Below are 20,743 nucleotides of genomic sequence, written 5' to 3'. Positions count from 1 at the left end.
GGAGCAGGTGTGCAGTACTACGAATCGATGATTGAGCTGGTCGGCAACACCCCGCTGGTGAAGCTCAACACCGTGACCGAAGGCATCCGGGCGACCGTCCTGGCCAAGGTCGAATACTTCAACCCCGGCGGTTCGGTGAAGGACCGGATCGCGGTCCGGATGATCGAGGCCGCCGAGCGCTCCGGGGAGCTGAAGCCGGGCGGCACCATCGTGGAGCCGACCTCCGGCAACACCGGTGTGGGCCTCGCCATGGTCGCCCAGCGCAAGGGCTACAAGTGCGTCTTCGTCTGCCCGGACAAGGTGTCCACGGACAAGATCAATGTGCTGCGGGCCTACGGCGCCGAGGTGGTGGTCTGCCCCACCGCGGTGGACCCCGAGCACCCCGACTCGTACTACAACGTCTCCGACCGGCTGGTCCGTGAGACGCCGGGCGCCTGGAAGCCCGACCAGTACAGCAACCCGAACAACCCGCTCTCCCACTACGAGACCACCGGCCCCGAGCTGTGGGAGCAGACCGAAGGCAAGATCACCCACTTTGTGGCGGGCGTCGGCACGGGCGGCACGATCTCCGGCACCGGCCGCTATCTGAAGGAGGCCAGCGGGGGCCGGGTCCAGGTGATCGGCGCCGACCCCGAGGGCTCGGTCTACTCCGGTGGCTCCGGCCGCCCGTATCTGATCGAGGGCGTCGGCGAGGACTTCTGGCCGACCGCGTACGACCAGACCGTCGCGGACGAGATCGTCGCCGTCTCCGACAAGGACGCCTTCCAGATGACCCGGCGGCTGGCCAAGGAGGAGGGGCTGCTGGTCGGCGGCTCCTGCGGAATGGCCGTGGTGGGCGCGCTGAAGGTCGCCGAACGGCTCGGCCCGGACGATGTGGTGGTCGTCCTGCTGCCCGACAGCGGCCGCGGCTATCTCTCCAAGATCTTCAACGATGAGTGGATGGCCGACTACGGCTTCCTGGAGGAGGACGGCCCCTCGGTGCGGGTCGGCGATGTGCTCCAGGGCAAGGAGGGCGGGCTCCCCTCGCTGGTCCATATGCACCCGGACGAGACGGTGGGCGAGGCCATCGACGTGCTGCGGGAGTACGGCGTCTCGCAGATGCCGATCGTCAAGCCGGGCGCCGGTCACCCCGATGTGATGGCCGCCGAGGTCATCGGCTCGGTGGTGGAACGCGAGCTGCTGGACGCCCTGTTCGCGCGGCGCGCGGAGCTGACCGACCCGCTGGAGAAGCACATGAGCCCGCCGCTGCCGCATGTCGGCTCCGGTGAGCCGGTCGAGGACCTGATGGCGGTGCTGGGCGCGGCGGACGCGGCGATCGTGCTGGTGGAGGGCAAGCCCAAGGGCGTGGTGAGCCGGCAGGACCTGCTGGCGTACCTGGCCAGCGGCCCGAAGTGAGGGCCCGTAAGGATCCGTAAGGGCCCCAACCGTTCCCAACTGCCCTTCGGGCAAGTGGTACGAACGTGTCACGCGCCCGCAGCACAGGGTTAACACGGCTCCGGCAGATTGGTGGGCGTCGGAAAGGACGACACCGACACCCGAGATGAGGCGACAGGACCTCCGGAGCGGCTCCCGGACCTCCATGGTCGCCTGGACGCGGGATCCCGGCCCTGACCCGGCTCGCGTCCCCGCGGGGACCGCCGTCGTCCCGCCCTCGGTGCGAAAGCACCGGGGTGCGGCGGTCCCCGCGCAGACTTCTCTCAGTCCCTGTTCTCCTCCCGGTCACGGCCGCGGCGGAGCCAGGAGAAGGCCCCCGCGGCGTGGACGGCGTTGACGCCGAAGATTCCGGCCCAGGTGATCAGCAGGCCCGGCAGGCCCTCGTTCACGGCACCGATGGCCGACAGGGGGATCGCCAGCAGCAGGGAGACCCCGACGAAGGCGAAGCGCTCGCCGACGCCCAGGCCGTGGGCCTGGTCCGCGGGCGTGCCGATGGCGTACGGGCGGCTGCCGCGTGCCGTCGCCATCTGCTGTTCGGCGAGCTGGCGGCGGACCTGGCGGTCCGCCGTATCGTTGAAGCGCTGCTCGACCTTCTCCATGAAGGAGTCGACCAGCTCCGACTCGTACTCCGCACCCAGCTCCTTACGGGTCTGCAGGGCCGCGTCGAGTTCCTTTTTCAGATCCGGGTCACGGGCGTCCATGCTTAAGGACGGTACGGTCGCGGGGACGCTTTGTCGGTAGGGCTAGCCCCCGGAAGACGAGCGGGTCAGGAGGTACCCCTGGTGCCCCGGCCCGCTGTGGAAGGAGTCAGTTCCGTGACCGCACCTCTCCTCACGTCCCTCGCCGCGCCCGGCGACGACCGCCCCGACGCGCTGAGCGTCGGCGGCCGCGCGCTCGCGCGCGAGGAACTGCTCGGTGCCGCGGGCGCGGTGGCGGCCCGTATCGCCGGTGCGCCGGTCGTCGCGGTCCGGGCGACCGCGACCCCGGAGACGGTGGTCGCGGTGGTCGGCGCGCTGCTGGCCGGGGTGCCGGTGGTGCCCGTACCGCCGGACTCCGGCCCGGCCGAACGCGACCACATACTGCGGGACTCGGGCGCCACCCTGCTGCTCACCGGCGAGGCCGTGGACGCCCCGGTCGAGACCGTCCCGGTGGACCTGACCGAGCGCGCGGCGTGGACGAAGCCGGAGCCGGACCCGGAGTCCACGGCGTTCATCCTCTACACCTCGGGCACCACGGGGGCGCCCAAGGGCGCGCTGATCTCCCGGCGGGCCGTCGCCGCTGACCTGGACGGGCTCGCCGCGGCCTGGGCGTGGACCGCGGAGGACACCCTGGTGCACGGGCTGCCGCTGTTCCATGTGCACGGGCTGGTGCTGGGCGTGCTGGGCCCGCTGCGGACGGGCAGCCGCCTCGTCCACACCGGCAAGCCGACCCCGGCGGCGTACGCGGCGGCGGGCGGCAGCCTCTACTTCGGCGTCCCCACCGTCTGGAACCGCGTCGTCCAGGACCCGGACTCCGCCCGCGCCCTGGCCTCCGCCCGGCTGCTGGTCTCCGGCAGCGCCCCGCTGCCCGCCCCCGTCTTCCGCGAGCTGGAACGGCTCACCGGCCAGCGCCCGATCGAGCGCTACGGCATGACCGAGAGCCTCATCACCCTCAGCACCCGCGCCGACGGCGAACGCCGCCCCGGCTACGTCGGCTCCCCGCTCTCGGGCATCCGCACCCGGATCGCCGCCGAGGAGGGCGCCGAGATCGGTGAGCTCCAGCTGACCGGGCCGACCCTCTTCGACGGCTACCTCAACCGGCCCGAGGCCACGGCGGGTTCGTACACCGGGGACGGCTGGTTCCGCACGGGCGACATCGCCGCCATCGACCCGGACGGCTTCCACCGCATCGTGGGCCGCGCCTCCACGGACATGATCAAGTCCGGTGGCTACCGCATCGGAGCGGGCGAGGTCGAGAACGCCCTGCTGGACCACCCGGCCGTCCGCGAGGCCGCCGTCGTCGGCGCCCCCCACGAGGACCTGGGCCAGGAGATCGTCGCGTATGTCGTGGCCGACGGCATCGGCGAGCGGGACCTGATCGACTTCGTCGCCGCCCAGCTCTCCGTCCACAAGCGCCCCCGCAAGGTGCGCTTCCTGGAGGCGCTGCCCCGCAACGCCATGGGCAAGCCCCAGAAGAAGCTCCTCCCCCCGGCCTGACCCCGGGCCTGACCCCCGGCCCGACCCCGGGTTGCTCCACTCCACGGCCCCCTGGCGGCCGTTGCCATCCGTGAAGGCCATTCCTACACTCGGTAACCACGACGGATGAGTGGAGAGAGCGATGGCCCGTGCATGGGAAGCCGACCCGTCCGCGTCGTTCGCGCGTCGATTAGGAAAGTCGGCGCGCGAGCTGGGAACCACCGGGGGACGTGACGGGTGCCCCGACATCTGGCAGCTCGACAACGGCGACATCGCGGTCATCGGCCGCGACCTCACCGACACCTACCGCGCGAAGCTCCCCGACGACGCCAGCATCGCCCCTGATGAGCGCCTCGTCATCATCCCGGGCTCTACCCTGAGCGCCGCGAAACCGGACATCCCCGATGCTCGGACTTGACGGCCCCCGCCTCGACGCCAGCCAGGGCGAAACGCTCCCTCTCGACGCCTACCGTCGCGACTTCCGCGAGCGTCAGTGGACGATCGACGGCCAGGACTCCTGGAAGCTGGAGCGCGGGCAGCACTTCAGGGAGCCGGGATTCGCCAGCTGGGAGGCGTTCGCCCGGGGCGACTGGGGCGAATCCCTGCGTCTCATCGAGGAGGAGCGCGACTATCTGCGGGAATTCTCGCAGGAGGTCGAAGACCACCGGATCACCCTCTACCGGGTCCGGGTGGTCGAGGAGCCCATCGCCCCGTATCTGCAATGGGAGCTGCATCTGCTGCGGCTGCGTGCCGAATGCGGGGAGCGGATCCGGGTGGTCGGCCCGGAACACCTCGCCGACCTTGAGAGATCCGAACCGTTGCCGGAGCTTCTGACCCTGGGCGACTCCACGACCTACCGGATCCGCTACACGGACCAGGGCATTCTCGACGGTGCGGTGCGGTTCACGGATACCGGGATCACCACTCGCTGCCGCGCGCTCACCAGGGATCTCTACGACGCTGGTGAGGATCTGGCGTCGTATTTCGCCCGTGAAGTAGCGCAATTACCGCCACCACGACCGGAGTAGCAGATCAACGAGGACCACGGGACGCATTCCGAATTATCCGGGTCCGCGGGCGACGTGGTGCAGGCCCGGGACGTCAGCGGAGGCATCCACTTCCACAGCGACGGGCGCTCCAGGGGTCTCAAGCCCCGGCAACTTCCCGGGGACGTCCGGGGATTCGTCAATCGAGGCCAGGAGCTGGGGCAGCTCGACGCCATCTTGACCGACGGCGGTGGTGAATCCGTTTCCGTCCCGGTCTGCGTTCTCGCCGGAACCGCGGGCGTCGGCAAGACCTCCCTGGCGCTGCGCTGGGCGCACCGCGTACCGGACCGTTTCCCGGATGGTCAGCTGTATGTGAACCTGCGCGGCTATGACCCGGGCGCGCCGGTCACCCCGCAGGAGGCGCTGCACCGGTTCCTCTCGGCCCTGGGCGTACCGGCGGCTGCGATTCCGGCGGACCTGGAGGCGGGCGCGGCGCTTTACCGGTCGCTGCTGGCCGGGCGCAGGGTGCTGGTCATCCTCGACAACGCGGCCACCGCGGGCCAGGTCAGGCCGCTGCTTCCGGGCACCGCGGGCTGTCTGGTCATGGTGACCAGCCGGAGCCGGCTGTCCGGTCTGGCAGTCCGCGACGGGGCGCACACGCTGACCCTCGGGACGCTGGACGAGGCGGAGGCCGTCGCGCTGCTCAGCGTCGTCACGACCCCTTACCGCCCTCAGGACGACCCGGGCCTGCTGACCGAGTTGGCGCGGCTGTGCGCCCGCCTTCCGCTGGCCCTGCGTATCGCCGCGGAGCGGGCCGCCAGCCGTCCGCGGATGGGGCTGGACGACCTGATAAGAGACCTTCGCGACGAGTCAGCCCTGTGGGACGCCCTGAGCGTGGGAGACGACGAGGAGGCCGAGGCGGTGCGTACCGTGTTCGCTTGGTCCTATCGGGCGCTGCCCGCGGCGGCGGCGCGTCTCTTCCGACTGCTCGGGCTGCATCCGGGCGCCGAGTTCGGCACCGGGGCCGCCGCCGCACTCGACGGGGGCACGGGCACCGGCCGCATCCGGCATCTGCTGGACGTGCTGGTCGGCGCCCATCTGCTGGAGCAGACCGGGCCCGACCGCTATGAGTTCCACGACCTGCTGCGCGCCTACGCGGCCGACCAGGCGCGGCAGGAGGAGTCCCCGGAGGAACGCGACGCGGCGCTGCGCCGGGTGCTGGTCTGGTATCTGCACTCCGCGGACGCGGCCCAGACCTGGATCAACCCCCAGGAGGCCCACATCCCGCTCGATCCGCCTGGCGACGGCCTCGTCCCCGCGTCCTTCGCGGACTACGACGAGGCCATGCGGTGGTACGAGACGGAGCGCGGCAATCTGCTGGCGGCGACCCGCGCGGCCGAGGAGGCCGGTCTCGATGTGATCGCCTGGCAGCTTCCCGCGGTGCTGCGGAGCGTGCACATGCTCCTCAACCCGTTCGAGGAATGGCTCGCCATGGGCCGTGTCGGACTGCGCGCCGCACGTGGGCTGGGCAACCGCACCGCCGAGGCCGAGCTTCTGGAGAGCCTTGGAATGGCCTGTACGCAGTCCCATCGCCTCGCCGAGGGTGCCGAGTACCACCAGGGCGCCCTCGCGGCACGCCGGGAGACCGGCGACCGGCTCGGTGAGGCGCTGTCGCTGAACGACATCGGGCTGATCCACTTGCGGGGACACGGGCTGGAGTCGGCGAAGGGCCGGTTCGAGCAGGCGGTGGCGCTCTTCCGGGAACTGGCCGCCGCCCACTGGGAAGCCGTCGTGCTGGCGAATCTCGCCGAGGTGACGTACGAGCTGGCCCGGCCGGAGGAGGCGTCCGGCTTGGTGCTGCGGGCCCTGGAGATGCACCGGGAGCTGGGCAGCCAGGGCGGTGAGGGCAACGCGCTGCGCATCCTGAGCGCCATTCAGCGGGACCGCGGGCAACCGGAGGAGGCGCTGCGGTCCGCACAGGGCGCGCTGGACATCGCCCTCACCCACCGCAACCACATGTGGGAGGGGTACTGGCTGCTGGAGCTGGGCCGGGCGCAGCAGGCCAACGGGGCGTTCGAGGCCGCCCTGGTCTCGTTCCAGCGGGCCGCCTCCCTCCAGCGACGCCTGGGCGACCGGGTGCGGGAGGCCCGGGCGTGGGACGGCGCGGGGGAGACGTACCGGCGGCTCGGGCGGCCCGGCGAGGCGGCCGATTTCCACCGTCGCGCCGCGGCGGCCCACCGGGAGTTGGACGACCTGTGGCATACGGCGCTCTCCCTCGACGGCCTCGCCGGTGCGCTGCGCGAGGCGGACGAGGCCGACGAGGCGGGCCGGGCCGAGGAGGCGCGGCGGCACTGGGCGGAGGCCCTTCGCGCGCTCGCCTCGTACGACGACCCCCGGGCAGTCGAACTGCGCGAACGCATCACCACCGCCCTCGCGCGATAGGGCCATCCGCACGCGAACGACCGGACGTGACAACGCCTTTGTGGGCCCCGGTCACCCGGGCTCGGTGATGTAGCGGCGGTCCTCCGGTGGTGGGTCCGGGGTGAGGATCATGCGGTCGGGGACGTGGGCGGTGTCGCGGTGGGCCAGGAGCCAGTAGACGGCGGCGGGGACGGCCAGGCCGACGAGCCAGGAGATGTCCGCGCCGCCCAGCGGGGCGACGAAGGGGCCGGTGTAGAAGGCGGTGGACAGGAAGGGGAGTTGGGCGAGGACGCCGAGGGCGTAGGTGGACAGCGCCTTCCAGCGCCAGGCGCCGTAGCGGCCGTTCGGGTCGCTGAGGGCGGGGATGTCGTAGCGCTCCTTGGCGATGGCGTAGTAGTCGACGAGGTTGATCGCGCTCCACGGGGTGAAGAAGGTCAGCAGGAACAGCAGGAAGTCCTTGAAGGAGGACAGGAAGCTGTCCTTGCCGAGCAGCGCGACCGCCGTGCCCGCGACCATGATCCCGGCGATGTAGGCGGCCCGGCCGCGCGGGGCGAGGGTGGCCCGGCCGCGGAACCCGCTGACGCTGGTCACCATCGACATAAAGCCGCCGTAGGTGTTGAGGACGTTGATCGTCAGCTTGCCGAGGGCGATGACGAAGTAGAGCAGCGAGGTGATCAGGGCCGTGCCGCCGCCGAGGCCGACGATGTACGAGACCTCGTGGCCGACGAACGCGTGCCCGGCCGCGGCGGCCGCGAGGGCGCCGAAGGTCATGGACCACTGGGAGCCGAGGACGGTACCGGCGAGGGTCCAGGAGAAGGTGGCCTTCGCGGAGGTGGCGCGCGGCAGATAGCGGGAGTAGTCGGCGACGTACGGGCCGAAGGCGAGCTGCCAGGAGGCGGACAGCGACACCGCGAGGAGGAGGAGCGGGAAGTCGAAGGTCCGGTCGTGGAGGAGGGTGGCCAGGTCGGTGCGGTCCAGCAGCCGGATGCCCAGATAGACGAAGGCCAGGGCGCAGACGACGCCCGCGATCCGGCCCAGGGTGTGGATCAGGCGGTAGCCCACGGCCGCCGCCACGGCGGTGACGAGGGCGAAGAGGACGATCCCGGTGGTGTCGCCGAGATGGGTGAGCTCGCCGACCGCCTGCCCCGCGAGCACGCTGCCGCTGGCGAAGAAGCCCACGTACATGACGATGACCAGCAGCAGCGGGACGATCGCGCCCCGGACCCCGAACTGGGCCCGGGAGGAGATCATCTGGGGCAGGCCGAGCCGCGGCCCCTGGGCGGAGTGGAGCGCCATGACGGCTCCCCCGAGCAGGTTGCCGATCAGCAGGGCGACGATCGCCCAGAGGGCGGCGGCGCCGAAGACCACGGCCAGGGCGCCGGTCACGACGGCGGTGATCTGGAGGTTGGCGCCGAGCCACAGGGTGAACTGGCTGAACGCGGTGCCATGGCGCTCCGCGTCCGGGACGACGTCGATCGAGCGCTTCTCGACCAGGGAGTCCACGGGCCGCGCGGGGTCTGGGGACACGGGCCGCGCGGGGTCTGGGGAGTTGGGCATGCGGTGCTCCTGGCGCTACTTCTTGGTGAGGCCGTGGTCCTTGGCCCAGTCGGCGGCGACCCGGTCCGGGTCCTTCTTGTCGTTGCTCACCAGCTTGTTGAGCCGGGCCAGTTCCCGGGTGGTGAGGGCGCCGCCCAGCCGGGCCAGGGCCTTGCGGACCTTGGCGTCGGCCTTGGCCGCGCGGACCACCGGCACGATGTGCTGGGCGGGGATGAGGGCCTTGGGGTCGGCGAGGACCACCCAGTCGTTGGCCTCGATGTCGGGGTCGGTGGAGAAGAGGTTGGCGACGTCCACATCGCCCTTCTTCAGCGCGCCCTTGACCAGGGGCCCGGAGGCGTCGAGGGCCTTGAACTCCTTGAAGGTCACGCCGTAGCGGTCCTTGAGGCCGACCAGGCCGACCACGCGGTTCTTGTCCTCGGCCGGGCCGCCGAAGACCAGCTCGCCGTTCTGCTTGGCGAGGTCGGCGAAGCTGCGCAGCCCGTACTTCCGGGCGGCCTCGCGGGTGACGCAGAAGACGTCCTTGTCCTCGGCGGCCGCGTACGACAGGGCCTCCAGGCCGCTGGGGAGGGCCACGGTGAGGGCGTTCTGGAGGTCACCGGCCTCGGTCTGGGGCGCCTTGTCGTCGAAGTGGAGCAGCAGATTGCCCTGGTACTCGGGGAGCAGATCGATATCACCCTGCTGGAGGGCGGGTATGACGATCTCGCGGGAGCCGAGGTTGGGCCGCACGCTGGTCTTGATGCCCGCGCCCTTCAGCGCCTCGGCGTAGAGATAGCCCAGCAGCTGGTTCTCGGTGAAGTTGGCGGTGCCGATGACCAGGCCGCCCAGGCTGCTGCCGCCGCCCGAGCCGCCACTGCCGCCGTCGCCCTTGAGCGAGGTGATACCGCCGCCGCAGGCGGCGAGCGTGGGCACGGAGGCGCTGGCGAGCAGGCCGCCGAGCAGTTTCCTGCGGTTCATGGGGTCGTCGTCTCCTCGGATCGGAGTTCGGATCGGAGTTCGGATCGGAGTTCGGAGCGGAGTGAAGTCGCTGGATCGGTGGGGCTGGTGGGGTGCTGGGGCGGTGGTGCGCTGAGTGGAGCCTTGGGGCGGCGCTCAGTGCGCGTGGGCGCGCGGCGGGCGGTTGCGGAACAGCAGCCGCTGCACCCCGGCCAGCGCCAGGTCCAGGGCGATGGCCAGCACCGCGACCAGCACCGCCCCGCCCAGCACCTGCACCAGATCGCGCTGGGCGAGCCCGTCGAACACATAGCGGCCGAGCCCGCCGAAGCTGACGTACGCGGCGATGGTCGCGGTGGCCACGACCTGGACGCAGGCCAGCCGCAGCCCGGTCATGATCAGCGGCAGCGCGAGCGGCAGCTCGACCTGGAACAGCACCTGGTACCAGCGCATCCCCTGGCCCCGTGCCGCGTCCCTGACCTCGGGGTCCACGGCGGCCATGCCCGCGTACGTATTGGTGACGATCACCGGGACCGCGAGGGCGACCAGCGAGACGTACACCGGCCACATGCTCAGCCCGCTGGCCAGGAAGACCAGCGTGACCAGGCCGACGGTCGGCAGCGCCCGCCCGAAGCCGGAGAGGTTGATGGCGAGGAACGCGCCGCGCCCGGTGTGCCCGATGAGCAGCCCGACCGGCAGCGCGATGGCGGCGGCGACCAGGGTGGCCAGCAGCGAGTACTGGAGGTGCTCCAGCAGCCGGGTGGCGATGCCGTCGGGCCCGGACCACTGGGAGCCGCTGGTCAGCCAGCGGAGGAGGTTCTGGAGCAGTTCGAGCATGTCAGGCACGCCTCCTCAGCCACGGGGTGCACAGCCACTGGATGGTGACCAGCACGGCGTCCGCGGCCAGCGCGAGCAGCAGGGACAGGAGGACCCCGGCCACGACGGGGGTGGGGTAGTTGCGCTGGAAGCCGTCGGTGAACAGCTGGCCGAGGCCGCCGTACCCGATGTAGCTGGCCACGCTGACCAGCGATATCGCCATCACCGTGGCCACCCGTACGCCCGCCATGATCACCGGGAAGGCGAGCGGCAGCTCGACGGTGAGCAGGGTGCGCAGTGGGCGGGCGCCCATCGCGGTGGACGCCTCGCGGACCTTGGTGGGGACGCTGTCGAGGCCTTCGACGGTGTTCCGGAGCAGGACGACCAGGGTGTAGATGGTCAGACCTGTGATGGCGGTGGTGCGGGTGAGGCCGGTGACCGGCAGCAGCAGCACGAAGATCGCGATGGAGGGGATGGTGAACAGGATGTTCGAGATCCCGAGCAGGAGTCCGCGCAGTCGGCGCACCCGGTGGGCGATCACGGCCAGCGGCAGCGCGATCAGCAGGCCGAAGAGGACGGCGGGGACGGCGGTGGAGAGGTGGTCGAGGGTGAGCGTGACCAGGTCGGACCGATGGTCGGGGAACCAGCCCCAGTCGATGGTCATGCGGTCACGCTCGGGTCGGAGCTCTTCGGGTCCTCGCTCGGGTCGGAGCTCTTCGGGTCCTCGCTCGGGTCGGAGCTCTTCGGGTCCTCGTTGGATGCGGAGGCCCCGTCGGCCTCGGGGTCCTCGTTCGCCTCGGGGCGCCCGTTGGACCCGGAATCCCCGTCGGCCTTCTTGAGCGCGGCCGCGCGGCCCGCCTCCGCGTGGCGCTGGCCCGCGTACGCATGGATCGCCTCGCGCCCGGTGACCCCGGTGAGCACCCCGTCGGCGTCCACGCGGGCCACCAGACCGGCGGGGGAGGCCAGCGACTCGTCCAGGGCGGTGAGCAGCGAGTCGCCGTCCCGCAGCGGGCGCACCGGCAGCAGCGGGGCCCGGTCGCCCTCCGGCCCCTCGGTGTCGCGCCAGCCCAGCGGCTCACCGCGCTCGGAGGTGACCAGCCGCCAGCGCTGCCCGTCGGCGGGTATGGGCTCCCGTTCCACCTCGGCCAGGGTGGACAGCGACAGCAGCTTCAGTCCGCGCTCGGCGCCCAGGAAGCCCGCCACGAAGTCGTCGGCGGGGCTCGCCAGCAGCTCGGCGGGGGGTGCGCACTGGACGAGCTGGCCGCCGGTGCGGAAGATCGCGATGCGGTCGCCGAGCCGTACCGCCTCGTCGATGTCGTGGGTGACGAAGACGACCGTCTTGCGCAGCTCGCTCTGGAGCCGCAGCAGCTCGTTCTGGAGCTGGTTCCGTACGACCGGGTCGACCGCCCCGAACGGCTCGTCCATCAGCAGCACCGGCGGGTCGGCGGCCAGCGCGCGGGCGACCCCGACGCGCTGCTGCTGACCCCCCGAGAGCTGGTGCGGGTAGCGCTTGCCGGAGTCGGCGGGCAGCCCGACCAGCTCCAGCAGCTCGGCGGCGCGGGCCCGCGCCTTGCGGCGGCCCCAGCCCAGCAGCAGCGGGACGGTGGCGATGTTGTCGAGGATGGTGCGGTGCGGGAAGAGCCCGGCCTGCTGGATCACATAGCCGATTCCGCGCCGGAGCTCGGCGGCGTCCGCCCGCAGGACATCGCGCCCGCCCACGCTCACCGTGCCGCTGCTCGGCTCGACCATGCGGTTGACCATGCGGAGGGTGGTGGTCTTGCCGCAGCCCGAGGTGCCGACAAGAACGGTGATGCCCCCTTCCGGGAGCTCGAGACTGAGGCGATCCACCGCTGTGGTGCCGTTCGGGTAGTGCTTACTGACGTCCTTGAAGCTGATCATCCGCTTCCCCTTGCCCTGTCTGCATATAGTCATGCACAGTCATAGTCGAGTGAATAGAAGTCAAGAGGTCTGCGTTAATCACCGGTTACTTCTGCTCGCGATGTGGACGGAATGCTGGGCGGTTGGCCCAGAAGGGGCGTGTTCGAGAGGGGTTGCCCTGGATGTTGTCTCACATGCTGGATGACGATCATGCGGCGGCCGACGGCACCGATGGCGCTGGCCCGCGGATCACGCTGGACGGCCGGAGCCTACGCGTCGTGGATGTCGCGCGTCTGGCCGACCGTCTGACCCGGCCCGCCGCGCCCGATCCCACCGCGCTCGCCCTGGCCGAGCGCGCCTGGGAGACCGCGGACCGGCTCGCGGCCACCGGCCGCGTCTACGGGCGCAGCACCGGTGTGGGCGCCAACCGCACCGAGGACGTCGGCCCGGCCGACTCCGACCACGGGCTGCGGCTGCTGCGCAGCCACGCCGGGGCGATCGGCGCACCGCTGCCCGGCCGCGAGGTGCGCGCCATGATGGCCGTACGCGCCAATCAGCTGCTGGCGGGTGGCGCCGGGCTGCGCCCAGCCGTCGTCACCGCGCTCGTCGAGGGCCTGGACAGCGGCGCCCACCCGGTGATCAACGAATACGGCGCGGTCGGCACCGGGGACCTCGCGGCGCTCGCCCAGACCGGTCTCGCGCTCGTCGGTGAGCACCCCTGGGACCTCACCGGGGCCGCTCCGGGCCGTCGCGCCCCCGACCCCATCACGCTCGACAGCAACGACGCCCTGGCGCTCATCAGCAGCAACGCCCTCACCCTCGGCCAGTCCGCGCTCGCCCTGGCCGAGCTGCAGCGGCTGCTGTCCGCCTCGCTCGCCGTCGCCGCGCTCTCGCTGATCGCGGTCGGCGGGTCGTACGAGGCGTACGCAGAACCCGTCCACGCGTCCCGGCCGCACCCCGGCTCCATCGCCGCCGCGGCCAGGATGCGCGCCCTGCTCGGCGCCCCGCCCCGGCCCACCCCGCCGCTCGGGCGCATCCAGGACCCGTACGGCTTCCGCTGTCTGCCGCAGATCCACGGCCCGGCGCTGGACGCGGCGGACGCGCTGGAGCGGGTGCTGACCGTCGAGTTCAACGCCGCCGCCGAGAACCCGCTGATCAGCTCCACCGACGAGGCCGCCTACCACCACGGCAACTTCTACGCCGCGCACACCGCCCTCGCCCTGGACCACTTCCGGCTCGCCGCGCTCCAGACCGCCCGGCTCTCCACGGCCCGGCTCGCCGCGCTCAGCGAACCCGACTTCACCCGGCTGCGCCCCTTCCTCGGCGACGCCGCGCCCGCGAGCTCGGGCGTGATGATCCTCGAGTACGCGGCGGGGGCGGCCCTCGGCGAGATGCGCGCGGTCTCCCACCCCGCCTCGCTGGGGCACGCCGTGCTCTCGCGCGGGGTGGAGGAACAAGCCAGTTTCGCCTCGCTCGGCGCCCGCCAGACGCTCCGGGTGGCCGACCACTACCGGCTGGTGCTGGGCTGTGAACTGGTCGCCGCCATACGGGCGTTGCGTCAGCGCGGTCTTGAGCCGGACCCGGAGCTCCCGGCCGGTGCGGCCTTCGCCCTGGCGTCGGAAGTGCTCGATCCGCGGATGGAGGACCGGCCGTTGACAGAGGATGTGGCGGTGGCCGCGAGCCTGCTCGACCGGCTGGCGGGGGCCTGAGGGACGAGGCTACGAGGGTACGAGGGTCAGGAGGACGTGATGAGTACGGACCACGGGGTCGGTGGTGGGCGGATGGCGCCGGTGGGCGGGGACGCCGCGGTGGCGCCGGGGGGCGTGGCGGGCGGCTCCGGCGTCCCGGCCGCTTCCGACGCTTCGACCGCTTCCGGCGCCTCGACCGCCGCCCGGCTGCAGGCGCTCTTCGAGGGGCACCGGCTGACCCCGACCCAGCGGCGGATCGCCCACTGCATGGTGCGGCGGGCCGCGGACGCGCCGTTCCTCTCCAGCGTCGAGCTGGCCGAGCTCGCGGGCGTCAGCCAGCCGTCCGTGACCCGCTTCGCGGTGGCGCTCGGCTTCGACGGCTACCCGGCGCTGCGCAAGCATCTGCGCGATGTCGCCCCCGCCGAGCCGGAGGCGGACGAGGGGTCGTACAACGAGTACCAGCAGGCCGTGCAGTCCGAGATCGACAATCTGCGCCACCTCGCGGCGCTGCTGGCCGACCCCGCCCCCGTCGTCCGCGCCGGGCGGCTGCTCGCCGAGTCCCGTCCGCTGCCGGTCCTCGGGCTGCGCGCCGCCTCCGCGCAGGCCCGCGGCTTCGGCTACTTCGCGCGCAAGGTCCATCCGGACGTCCGGCTGCTCGACGAGGGCGGCACGATGCTCGACGACCGCGTGGACGCGGCGAAGCGGGCGGGCGCGACGGCGCTGCTGTGCTTCGCGCTGCCGCGGCATCCGCGCGAGGTCGTGGAGGGCCTGGAGTACGCCAGGGAGGCGGGCCTGACCGTGGTCACCGTCGCCGACAGCGCCTTCGCACCGGTCGCCCGCCACAGCGATCTGCTGCTGCCCGCGGCGGTCGGCACCGGCCTGGCCTTCGACACCGCGTGTGCGCCGATGCTGCTGGGGCGGGTGCTGCTGGAGGCGATGTGCGACGCGCTGCCGGACGCGCAGGCGCGGCTGGAGGAGTTCGACGCGAAGGCGGCGGAGCGAGGCCTGTTCGTGGAGTGAGCCGGGCTTCCACGGAGTGAGCCGGGCTTCCGTGGCGTGAGCCGGGCTTCCGGGCCAATTCCGCGTGTCAACCCCCGCCCCTCTCACCGAATTCTCAGGCATCCTGGCTAGATTCCTCGATTCGACAGGGATTTCTTCTGGGATTCACTTGAGGTGAGGAGGTCGGTCGTGGGGCGCGGGGCATATGCGCTGGCACGGGTGGCGGTGATCGTGAGGGCTCCCGCGGGGTGGCTGTGGTGGCCCGGTGTGCTGGCCGCGGGGATCGGGGCGCTGGTACCGGGGCTGACGGGACGCCGGATCGGGCTGCTCGCCGGGGCGGCGCTCTTCCTGATCGCGGCGGCCGTGGTGTTCGTGGTGCGCCGGAGGCGGTATCTGGAGCTGGCGCGCGACGCCTCGCGCGCGGGCAAGGCGGTCTTCCTCCAGGACCGCGCGGTGACCGTACGGACCCGGCGCCGCGCCCTGCGGTGGTGGCTGCTGCTGGCCTTCCTCGCCGCGATGGCCTCGTCCTTCGCCGTTCCGGCGGCGGGCGGGCTCCTGCTGGCGGGCCTCGGCGCCGGGCTGTGGGCCAAGGCGCTGTGGCTCGGCCGCTGGGAGCGCGCGCACGACGCACTGCTGTGGGTCCGCACGGACCGGGTCCCCCGGGGACGGCCCGCGGGCAAGACGGTCGACGCCTACCAGACGACGGGCATCGTGGCCGGCGACGCAACCCCAGGCGGCGCCCGCCGCCCCCGCACGGCCGCGGCCACCGCGCACTGAGGTGGCCCCCGTGCCCCCGGTTCCTTGGCCTCACCGCGGCGGGGGTGCGCGGCACCTACGGCGGGGTTGCCCCGGTGCCCCGGTGCCCCGGTGGCCCGGTGACTCGGTGCCCCGGTGCCCCGGGTGGAGTTGCGCCGTGTGGGTGGGTGCGGCGCCGTTTCGCGCCTTCGGCGCAATTGAGCATGGGGCTGGGAGTGCCCTGGCCGGGGCTCGTCGCCGACGGCCGGCCGGTGGGGGGCGGGCCGGTCGCGGCGCCCCTCCGGCCCGGGCTTCGCGCCGATCCGGACTGCGGGGGGCTTGGGGTACCCCCTTGAAAACGTTTGATGAATTAGTTGCTTCAGATCAAGCGTTTTTTGGGAGGGGGTGCCGGGCACGCGAGCGGCACGTCGGGCGGTCCGGAGTACGTAGGTCCTTCGCGGCGACCTGCGCCCGCAGTTAGGCTGCGGTCCTCAACTCCAGGGCACAGGTTCCGCCACCGGGCTTCGCTCCCACCGGGCCGATCGTTGGCGACGCGGCCCGCGCCCGCCCCCACCTGCCCCGATGCTCAAACGACGCCAAGCTGGACGAAGCCGTAGCCGCGCGATGGACCTCGAGCCCATCTGGCCTGGGGGCACCCCGCGATACGCGGCGCACCGCGCCGCAACTCAGTGCGCCCAGGCGCGAAGCGCTACCGCAGGCGGCTCAGGCTCAGTGCGTGCCTCGCGCCGCTCTCGGCCACGATCTCGGCCATCGTCTGCGGCTCCCGTACCGTCGCGAAGCGCACCTCGCCGTCGGCGCTCGTCGCGTCGAAGCCGTAGATGCCGGGGCGAGGGAGGCTGTTGTACGCGAAGTGGTTGGAGAAGTAGTACGCGCCGGTGTCCAGCAGGGCGACCAGGTCGCCCGCCGCCAGCTCCGGCAGGGGCCGGTCGCGGGCGATCAGGTCGCCCGCGAAGCAGCAGGGACCGGCGATGTCCTGGGGGACCGGACCGTCGCCGGTCTCGGCCTTGGGGCGGCCCTCCGCGTCGTAGGCCAGGACGCGCAGCGGCCAGGCCTCCGGGGCGAAGACCGTACGGGTGGCGAGCTGGGCGCCCGCGTGGGTGACCGCGATGGGGCGGCCGCCCGCGGACTTGGCGTATTCGACCCGCGCCAGCACCAGGCCGGACTTGGCGAGCAGGGACCGCCCGAACTCGGTCACCAGCTTGTACCGCCCGTCGAAGAGCCCCGGCACGGCGGCCCGCAGCAGCTGGGCGTACTCCCGGTAGCCGGGGGTGACCTCGTCGGAGGTGAAGTTCACCGGGAGGCCGCCGCCGATGTCGAGGGCGTCGATCTGCTGTCGGCCGACCGCCTCGTTGATCTCCTCGGCCAGTTCGTAGGCCGCCCGTATGCCCGCCGCCATCAGCTCCAGCGGACAGCCCTGGGAGCCGACGTGTGCGTGCAGCCGGGTCAGCCAGGGGCGCTCGACGAAGGCGCGCACGACCCAGGCGCGCGCCCCCGGGTCCTGGAGGGCGACGCCGAACTTGGAGGTCGCCGTGGCCGTGCTCATCGCGTCGATCCTGCCGCCGCCCACCTGGGGGTTGACCCGCAGGCCGACGGGCGAGGGCGGGGCCGCGCGGTGCCCCACCAGCGCGTCGAGCCGCTCCAGTTCCTGGGGGTTGTCGGCGTTGACGGCGATGCCCAGGTCAAGGGCCTCGCGCAGCTCCGCCACGGTCTTGGCGGGGGAGTCCAGGACGATCCGGTCGGGCGTCACTCCCGCGGCGCGGGCCAGCGCCAGCTCGCCGGGGCTGGCCACCTCGCAGCCCAGGCCCTCGTCGGCCAGCAGCCGCAGGACGGGGACGAGCGCGGCGGCCTTGACCGCGAAGGCATGCAGGACGGGGGTGCCGGGCGCGATGACCTCCTCGAAGGCCGCGCGCAGCCCGGCGGCCGCGGAACGGATCCCGGCCACGTCCAGCAGTCCGACGACGGGCTGGTCCGGGCCCAGCAGCCGCTGTTCCACGGCCGCCCGTACGGCCAGCTCGCGCCGAGTGGTGGCCATCGCAGCCGTCGCGGCCATCGCAAACGCTTTCGAAGTCATGCTTTCAGCCAATCATCCGTAACGGCCGTGGGCCAGCTCCGCAGGGGGCGGGCCCGGGTAGTCGCGGGAGCGCGGGGCGTCCCTACAGCTCCACCAGCACCGCCCCGAGGTGACGGCCCTCCACCAGCTCGCACAGTGCGCCCGGCGCCTGATCGAGCCCCGTCAGCCGGGTGTACGGGTAGCTGAGCGCGCCCTCGCGCAGCGCCCGGCCGAACTCGCTCAGATACGCGGGCATGGCGTCCTGGTGGTCCACCGCGCTGATGCCGCGCAGCGTGACGCTCCGGGTGATCAGGGTCAGGGTGCTGATCCCGGTCGGGGCCAGCGCGTCGTCGGAGAGCTGTGCGGCCAGGGCACCGACCAGGGCGAACCGGGCGTTGCGGCGGGCCACCGCCAGGGCGGCCCGCAGCTGTTCGCCGCCGACGGTGTCGAAGAGGACGTCGATGCCGTCGGGAGCGGCCGTACGCAGCTGCTCCTCGACCGATCCGGCACTCCGCAGGACGACCGCGTCATAGCCCAGCTCCCGGGTCAGCAGGTCGGCCTTGTGCCGGGAGCCGGTGGAGCCGATGACCCGCTCGGCGCCGTGCAGCCGGGCGAACTGCCCGGCGAGGGAGCCCACACCGCCCGCCGCGCCGGTGACGAACACCGTGTCGCCGCGCCGCACCCCGGCCCCGCGCACCACCCCCAGCCAGGCGGTGAACCCCTGCGAGAGATGGGCGGCGGGGTCCGGCAGCACATCGGGCTCGACGGGCGAGACCTCGGGGGCGTCCAGGACCGCGTACTCGCGCCAGCCCGCGCGGTGGCGGACGAGGGTCCCGGGGGCGAGCTCCGTGCCCGGCGCCCGGACCACCTCGCCGAGGGCCGCGCCCCGCATCACCTCACCGGCCTTGTGCAGCAGCTGGGGGAGGCCGAGGGCGTCCGGGTCGGCGAGCGTGAGCGGGCGCATCACGGCGGCGACGCTCATCAGCCGGTTGCGCACCAGCACCTGACCGGGGCCGGGGGTGGGGACGGGAGCGGTGACGACCTCGAAGTGACCGGGGGTGAGCTCCCCATCGGGCAGGGCCGCCAGACGGACCTCGCGGTGGGTGGCGGGGACGGGGAGGGACACGAAGGGCTCCTCGGCGGGCGTGGGTACACGACCTGGTGACGCTACCCCGGGGCCTGGCGGCGGGTTGGCCGTGACCAGCACGGTGGGCCCGCAGCGCTGAACCACCTGGGCGTATACGAAGGCCCGCGGTATTGACTAGTCATATTCATCAGCATCAAGATGTGAATAACTCGATCCAGTCGATGGCACAGGGAGGCTTGGCCCATGACAGGACCGCGACCCGTACGGGCGCCACGTGGTGCGGAGCTCAGCGCCCGGGGGTGGCAGCAGGAAGCCGCCCTGCGGATGCTGCAGAACAACCTCGATCCGGAGGTCGCCGAGCACCCCGACAAGCTCGTCGTCTACGGCGGCACCGGTAAGGCGGCCCGCGACTGGCGCTCGTTCGACGCCATGGTCCGCACCCTGCGCACGCTGAAGCAGGACGAGACGATGCTGGTCCAGTCGGGCCGCCCGGTGGGCGTCATGCAGACCCACGAATGGGCACCCCGGGTGCTGATCGCCAACTCCAACCTGGTCGGCGACTGGGCCAACTGGGAGGAGTTCCGCCGCCTCGAGGCACTGGGTCTGACCATGTACGGCCAGATGACCGCGGGCTCCTGGATCTACATCGGCACCCAGGGCATCCTCCAGGGCACATACGAGACCTTCGCCGCGGTCGCCGCGAAGAAGTTCGGCGGCACCCTGGCCGGGACGATCACCCTCACCGCGGGCCTCGGCGGCATGGGCGGCGCCCAGCCGCTGGCGGTCACGATGAACGACGGCGTCGCGATCTGCGTCGACTGCGATCCGCGCGCCATCGAGCGCCGGATCGACCACCGCTATCTGGACGTCCGCGCCGACAGCCTGGACCATGCGCTCCAGCTCGCGACCGAGGCCCGGGACGCCCGGCGCCCCCTGTCGATCGGTGTGCTGGGGAACGCGGCCGAGCTGGTCCCGCAGCTCCTCGCGATGAACGCCCCGATCGACATCGTCACCGACCAGACCAGCGCCCACGACCCGCTGTCGTACCTGCCGGTCGGCGTGGACTTCGACGAGATGGCCTCGTACGCCGCCGAGAAGCCCGCCGACTTCACCCAGCGGGCGCGCGAGTCGATGGCCCGGCACGTCGAGGCCATGGTCGGCTTCATGGACGCGGGTGCCGAGGTCTTCGACTACGGCAACTCCATCCGCGGCGAGGCCAAGCTGGCGGGCTTCGAGCGCGCCTTCGCCTTCCCCGGCTTCGTCCCCGCCTACATCCGGCCGCTCTTCTGCGAGGGCAAGGGCCCCTTCCGCTGGGCGGCCCTGTCCGGCGACCCGAAGGACATCGCAGCCACGGACAAGGCGATCCTGGAGCTCTTCCCGGAGAACGAGTCGCTGGCCCGCTGGATCAAGATGGCGGAGGAGCGGGTCCACTTCCAGGGGCTGCCCGCCCGCATCTGCTGGCTCGGCTACGGCGAGCGCGACAAGGCGGGCGAGCGCTTCAACGAGATGGTCGCCGACGGCACGCTCGCCGCACCGCTGGCGATCGGCCGCGACCACCTGGACTGCGGCTCGGTGGCCTCCCCGTACCGCGAGACCGAGGCCATGCTGGACGGGTCGGACGCGATCGCCGACTGGCCGCTGCTGAACGCCATGGTGAACGTCGCCTCGGGCGCCTCCTGGGTCTCCATCCACCACGGCGGCGGCGTCGGCATGGGCCGCTCGATCCACGCGGGCCAGGTCACGGTCGCCGACGGCACGGCGCTGGCGGGCGAGAAGATCCGCCGCGTCCTGACGAACGACCCCGGCATGGGCGTCATCCGCCACGTAGACGCGGGCTACGACCGAGCGGACGAGGTGGCGCAGGACCGAGGCGTGCGGATCCCCATGAGGGAGACGGATAGGTGACCGGCGTGGGCAATCGCTCCGCGGAGGGGGCACCTCCCAGCGGTAGCTGGGGGAGGGACGGG

General features: G+C 72.4%; 17 protein-coding genes. 9 read left to right on the top strand and 8 right to left on the bottom strand.

The window, feature by feature from the left end; all coding sequences use genetic code 11:
• Window positions 1-9 precede the first annotated feature (9 nt).
• Window positions 10-1,395 carry a cystathionine beta-synthase gene (locus tag VT50_RS21875; protein WP_046085156.1) on the top strand — a complete coding sequence of 462 codons (1,386 nt, stop codon included), beginning with the start codon at window positions 10-12 and terminating at the stop codon, window positions 1,393-1,395.
• A gap of 302 nt (window positions 1,396-1,697) precedes the next feature.
• On the opposite strand, the gene VT50_RS21870 is transcribed toward VT50_RS21875, so the two are convergent.
• Complete coding sequence (locus VT50_RS21870) at window positions 1,698-2,135, bottom strand: hypothetical protein (protein WP_046085157.1); 438 nt, start codon at window positions 2,133-2,135, stop codon at window positions 1,698-1,700.
• A gap of 114 nt (window positions 2,136-2,249) precedes the next feature.
• Here VT50_RS21870 and VT50_RS21865 point away from each other — a divergent pair, with 114 nt between their 5' ends.
• From VT50_RS21865 to VT50_RS21850, 4 genes are all read left to right on the top strand, one after another.
• Window positions 2,250-3,629: an acyl-CoA synthetase gene (locus tag VT50_RS21865; protein ID WP_046085158.1), complete on the top strand. Its 1,380-nt coding sequence runs from the start codon at window positions 2,250-2,252 to the stop codon at window positions 3,627-3,629.
• A 121-nt stretch (window positions 3,630-3,750) separates the two neighbouring features.
• Window positions 3,751-4,026: a hypothetical protein gene (locus tag VT50_RS21860; RefSeq protein WP_046085159.1), complete on the top strand. Its 276-nt coding sequence runs from the start codon at window positions 3,751-3,753 to the stop codon at window positions 4,024-4,026.
• Window positions 4,013-4,636, top strand: a complete 624-nt coding sequence (locus VT50_RS21855) for a DUF6879 family protein (protein WP_046085160.1) — start codon at window positions 4,013-4,015, stop codon at window positions 4,634-4,636. The genes VT50_RS21860 and VT50_RS21855 overlap by 14 nt, the downstream gene beginning before the upstream one ends.
• A 54-nt stretch (window positions 4,637-4,690) precedes the next feature.
• Window positions 4,691-7,036, top strand: coding sequence for an ATP-binding protein (locus VT50_RS21850; protein WP_206269454.1), 2,346 nt, complete (start codon window positions 4,691-4,693; stop codon window positions 7,034-7,036).
• A gap of 51 nt (window positions 7,037-7,087) precedes the next feature.
• Here the strand turns inward: VT50_RS21850 and VT50_RS21845 are convergent, their stop codons facing one another.
• The 5 genes from VT50_RS21845 to VT50_RS21825 form a co-directional block, all read right to left on the bottom strand.
• Complete coding sequence (locus VT50_RS21845; RefSeq protein ID WP_078840610.1) at window positions 7,088-8,572, bottom strand: purine-cytosine permease family protein; 1,485 nt, start codon at window positions 8,570-8,572, stop codon at window positions 7,088-7,090.
• 15 nt (window positions 8,573-8,587) lie between these two features.
• Entirely contained in the window at window positions 8,588-9,526 is a 939-nt protein-coding gene (locus VT50_RS21840) for an ABC transporter substrate-binding protein (protein WP_046085162.1), read from the bottom strand.
• Between the two features lie 135 nt (window positions 9,527-9,661).
• Entirely contained in the window at window positions 9,662-10,339 is a 678-nt protein-coding gene (locus tag VT50_RS21835; RefSeq protein ID WP_020870769.1) for an ABC transporter permease, read from the bottom strand.
• 1 nt (window position 10,340) lies between these two features.
• Entirely contained in the window at window positions 10,341-10,982 is a 642-nt protein-coding gene (locus tag VT50_RS21830; RefSeq protein WP_046085163.1) for an ABC transporter permease, read from the bottom strand.
• Complete coding sequence (locus VT50_RS21825; protein WP_046085164.1) at window positions 10,979-12,217, bottom strand: ABC transporter ATP-binding protein; 1,239 nt, start codon at window positions 12,215-12,217, stop codon at window positions 10,979-10,981. The genes VT50_RS21830 and VT50_RS21825 overlap by 4 nt, the downstream gene beginning before the upstream one ends.
• A 161-nt stretch (window positions 12,218-12,378) precedes the next feature.
• Between VT50_RS21825 and VT50_RS21820 the strand changes: the two genes are divergently transcribed.
• From VT50_RS21820 to VT50_RS21810, 3 genes are all read left to right on the top strand, one after another.
• Window positions 12,379-13,905, top strand: a complete 1,527-nt coding sequence (locus tag VT50_RS21820) for an aromatic amino acid ammonia-lyase (RefSeq protein WP_046085165.1) — start codon at window positions 12,379-12,381, stop codon at window positions 13,903-13,905.
• Between the two features lie 39 nt (window positions 13,906-13,944).
• Window positions 13,945-14,904 (top strand): MurR/RpiR family transcriptional regulator, encoded by a 960-nt coding sequence (locus VT50_RS21815; RefSeq protein WP_240529251.1) that lies wholly within the window; start codon window positions 13,945-13,947, stop codon window positions 14,902-14,904.
• 168 nt (window positions 14,905-15,072) lie between these two features.
• Window positions 15,073-15,660, top strand: coding sequence for a hypothetical protein (locus VT50_RS21810; RefSeq protein WP_046085166.1), 588 nt, complete (start codon window positions 15,073-15,075; stop codon window positions 15,658-15,660).
• 667 nt (window positions 15,661-16,327) lie between these two features.
• Here the strand turns inward: VT50_RS21810 and VT50_RS21805 are convergent.
• Both VT50_RS21805 and VT50_RS21800 read right to left on the bottom strand, forming a co-directional pair.
• Complete coding sequence (locus VT50_RS21805) at window positions 16,328-17,710, bottom strand: type III PLP-dependent enzyme domain-containing protein (protein WP_420822211.1); 1,383 nt, start codon at window positions 17,708-17,710, stop codon at window positions 16,328-16,330.
• Window positions 17,711-17,792: 82 nt separating this feature from the next.
• A complete protein-coding gene (locus VT50_RS21800; protein ID WP_046085168.1) occupies window positions 17,793-18,815 on the bottom strand; it encodes an MDR family NADP-dependent oxidoreductase in 1,023 nt (340 codons plus the stop codon).
• Window positions 18,816-19,019: 204 nt separating this feature from the next.
• On the opposite strand from VT50_RS21800, the gene hutU reads away from it, so the two are divergent.
• The gene (gene hutU / locus VT50_RS21795; RefSeq protein WP_046085169.1) at window positions 19,020-20,681 is read left to right on the top strand and encodes a urocanate hydratase; all 1,662 of its coding nucleotides are present in this window, start codon (window positions 19,020-19,022) and stop codon (window positions 20,679-20,681) included.
• The last annotated feature ends 62 nt before the right edge of the window (window positions 20,682-20,743 follow it).

This window comes from Streptomyces antioxidans (assembly GCF_000968685.2).
Classification (GTDB): Bacteria; Actinomycetota; Actinomycetes; order Streptomycetales; family Streptomycetaceae; genus Streptomyces; species Streptomyces antioxidans.
The sequence above is the reverse complement of the archived record's forward strand: the minus strand, read 5'-3'. Positions and strand labels throughout refer to the sequence as shown.

Bases quoted from the DNA above. Each gene is read 5' to 3' on its own strand.
- VT50_RS21870 (WP_046085157.1), bottom strand. From the start codon at position 2,135: ATGGACGCCCGTGACCCGGATCTGAAAAAGGAACTCGACGCGGCCCTG.
- VT50_RS21860 (WP_046085159.1), top strand. From the start codon at position 3,751: ATGGCCCGTGCATGGGAAGCCGACCCGTCCGCGTCGTTCGCGCGTCGA.
- VT50_RS21855 (WP_046085160.1), top strand. From the start codon at position 4,013: ATGCTCGGACTTGACGGCCCCCGCCTCGACGCCAGCCAGGGCGAAACG.
- VT50_RS21845 (WP_078840610.1), bottom strand. From the start codon at position 8,572: ATGCCCAACTCCCCAGACCCCGCGCGGCCCGTGTCCCCAGACCCCGCG.
- VT50_RS21840 (WP_046085162.1), bottom strand. From the start codon at position 9,526: ATGAACCGCAGGAAACTGCTCGGCGGCCTGCTCGCCAGCGCCTCCGTG.
- VT50_RS21835 (WP_020870769.1), bottom strand. From the start codon at position 10,339: ATGCTCGAACTGCTCCAGAACCTCCTCCGCTGGCTGACCAGCGGCTCC.
- VT50_RS21830 (WP_046085163.1), bottom strand. From the start codon at position 10,982: ATGACCATCGACTGGGGCTGGTTCCCCGACCATCGGTCCGACCTGGTC.
- VT50_RS21825 (WP_046085164.1), bottom strand. From the start codon at position 12,217: ATGATCAGCTTCAAGGACGTCAGTAAGCACTACCCGAACGGCACCACA.
- VT50_RS21820 (WP_046085165.1), top strand. From the start codon at position 12,379: ATGTTGTCTCACATGCTGGATGACGATCATGCGGCGGCCGACGGCACC.
- VT50_RS21815 (WP_240529251.1), top strand. From the start codon at position 13,945: ATGAGTACGGACCACGGGGTCGGTGGTGGGCGGATGGCGCCGGTGGGC.
- VT50_RS21805 (WP_420822211.1), bottom strand. From the start codon at position 17,710: ATGACTTCGAAAGCGTTTGCGATGGCCGCGACGGCTGCGATGGCCACC.
- hutU (WP_046085169.1), top strand. From the start codon at position 19,020: ATGACAGGACCGCGACCCGTACGGGCGCCACGTGGTGCGGAGCTCAGC.